General features: G+C 67.5%; 2 protein-coding genes and 1 pseudogene. All 3 read right to left on the minus strand.

Annotated features, from left to right (window positions below; all coding sequences use genetic code 11):
* Positions 1-152: 152 nt before the first annotated feature.
* Positions 153-938: a coniferyl-alcohol dehydrogenase gene (locus tag EN745_RS33915; protein ID WP_127405526.1), complete on the minus strand. Its 786-nt coding sequence runs from the start codon at positions 936-938 to the stop codon at positions 153-155.
* A gap of 2 nt (positions 939-940) precedes the next feature.
* On the minus strand, positions 941-2,002 hold the full coding sequence (locus tag EN745_RS33920) for a branched-chain amino acid ABC transporter permease (RefSeq protein WP_127405527.1): 1,062 nt from the start codon (positions 2,000-2,002) through the stop codon (positions 941-943).
* Positions 1,999-2,157, minus strand: a pseudogene (locus tag EN745_RS33925) (branched-chain amino acid ABC transporter permease); the annotation flags it as partial. The gene EN745_RS33920 and the pseudogene EN745_RS33925, both read right to left, overlap by 4 nt.

The following is a 2,157-nucleotide window of genomic DNA, read 5'->3' on the forward strand; positions in this document are numbered from 1 at the left end:
GGCCGCGGCGGCGCGCGTCGCCAGTTTGCCGGTGAATGGGTCCAGGCGCTCATAGGAGGCCTTGCCGGACGCCGCCCTTTCGTCGCCGTCGATCAGAAGTCCGATATCCATTGTTCTCTCCCTCGCTCCCGGTGGAGCGTTGCAAGTTCAGATTAGAAGCCGAGCACCTCGGCGTTGATCGAGGCTTCGAGGCCGCCGTCGACCGGCACGTTGGCGCCGTTGATCCAGCGCGCGCCATCCGAGCACAGGAACAGCACGACCGGCGCGATATCGCCCGACGTGCCGGCACGACCCACCCGCGAAATATCGCTGTCGACGCGGTCGTCGCCGAGCACGGCGCGGAACTGCTTCAGGATCGGCGTCTCGACCGGGCCTGGGCTGACCGCATTGACGCGGATGCCGCGGCTCTTGAAACGCTCCTGATGCGCGGCGCGGAAAGTCCACAGCAGCAGAAGCTCCTTCGAGACCGGATAGCCTTCCTCGTTCTTGACCGCATGGTCGGCGACCACCCTGGCGACATCGGGAAAGCCCTCGATGCCGATCATCGAAGCGGCGCGGTTGAGATTGGCGCGCCAGCCGAAGCCGGCGATCGAGGCGACATTGACGATGGCACCGCCTTCGCGAAGCTTCGGCGCCAGCGCCTCGGAAAGCGCACGCAGCCCGTAGAAATTGACGGCGAGCGTCGACACGGCGCCGGTGTTGCCGGAAAGGCCGGCGACGTTGCAGAGCGCATCGAGGCGCTGCGGCAGCCGTGCCACCAGTTCGTCGACGCCGGCCCTCGACGAGATGTCGGCCTTGACGAAGCTGCCAGCACTTGCTGCTGGCTCACGCACGTCGACGCCGATCACGTCGGCGCCGAGTTGGCCGGCGAGTTCCGCCGTGCGGGCGCCGATGCCGGAGGCGACGCCGGTGATGAGGATGGTCTTGCCGAAAAGCATGGTCAGGCCTTCTCCCGAGATGTCGTTGTCGGTGCCGGCGAAGCGGTCTCGCCCGTCGTTTGGGTCGCGTTGACGGGAAGCCTGACGCTATAGCCGACGGGCAGCAGGCGCAGCCCAAATCGCTCCTCCAGCGTTCCCCACAGGCCGCGCGGCAACAGTAGCGAGAAGGCGAGGGCCGTGGCGCCGAGGCCGATCAGGTACCAGACGCCGGCACCGCCGAACCAGGTCTCGATGAGGAAGAAGAGCAGCGCGCCAAGGATGGCGCCCTCGAAGGTGCCGATGCCGCCGACCAGCACCATGAAGATCATGTAGGCTGTCCACTGGACGCTGAAATAGGTCTTCGGCTGGAAGGTGATCGAGGTCGCCAGCCACAGCGCGCCGGCAACGCCGATGCCAAAGGCGGCGAGCACGAAAAGCAGCCGCTTGGTGCCGGTAACGCGCACGCCGACGGAGGCCGCCGCATCCTCGTTGTCGCGGATGGCGCGGATGGCGGCACCGGTGCTGCCGCGCAGCAGGCCGAACAGGACGGCAAGCAGGGCGGTCATCGACGCCAGCGCCAGCCAGTAGATCGCCACGCGTCTGGTCGAAGCGTCGTAGACGTTGAGCGAGATCAGCGACGTGCCGGTCTCGCCCTGCACCAGCCGGTCGAGGTTGACGAGGAGATGGGTGAGGGCCGCGATCACCCACATGCCGATGGCGAACTCGCCGTTCCTGAGCCGCAGCATGAACAGCGAGATCGGCCAGGAGACAGCGCCGACGACGATCGCCGAGACGAAGAGCGCGACGAAAGGATTGAGGCCGGCATCCGCCAGCCGGATGCTGAAATAGGCGCCGAGGCCGAAGAACACCTGCTGGCCGACCGAGACCAGTCCGCCGAAACCGGCGAGCGCGTTCCACATCGCCGCGAGGATCACATAGATGAACAGCGCGGTCATCCGGTCGACGGCGCCTGCCGACAGGAATTGCGGCGCGATCGCCAGCAGCGCGATGATCAGGGCCACCGCGATGGCGGCAATGCGCGAGGCGGCGGTGCCGCGCTCGATGACAGGGGAGGCGGCGCTCATGATGCCTTCCCCGCGGGCAGGCGCAGCAGGCCGCGCAGGCCGAGGCCGGAGGTGGACAGGCGTATGAACAGGGCGATCAGGAACGCGACATGGCCGCCGATCAGAAAGCCCTGCGGATGCACCTGGGCGCCGAGCGTCTGGGCGAGCGCCAGCAC

Origin of the sequence: Mesorhizobium sp. M4A.F.Ca.ET.022.05.2.1 (assembly GCF_003998845.1) — a bacterium.
Taxonomy (GTDB): domain Bacteria; phylum Pseudomonadota; class Alphaproteobacteria; order Rhizobiales; family Rhizobiaceae; genus Mesorhizobium.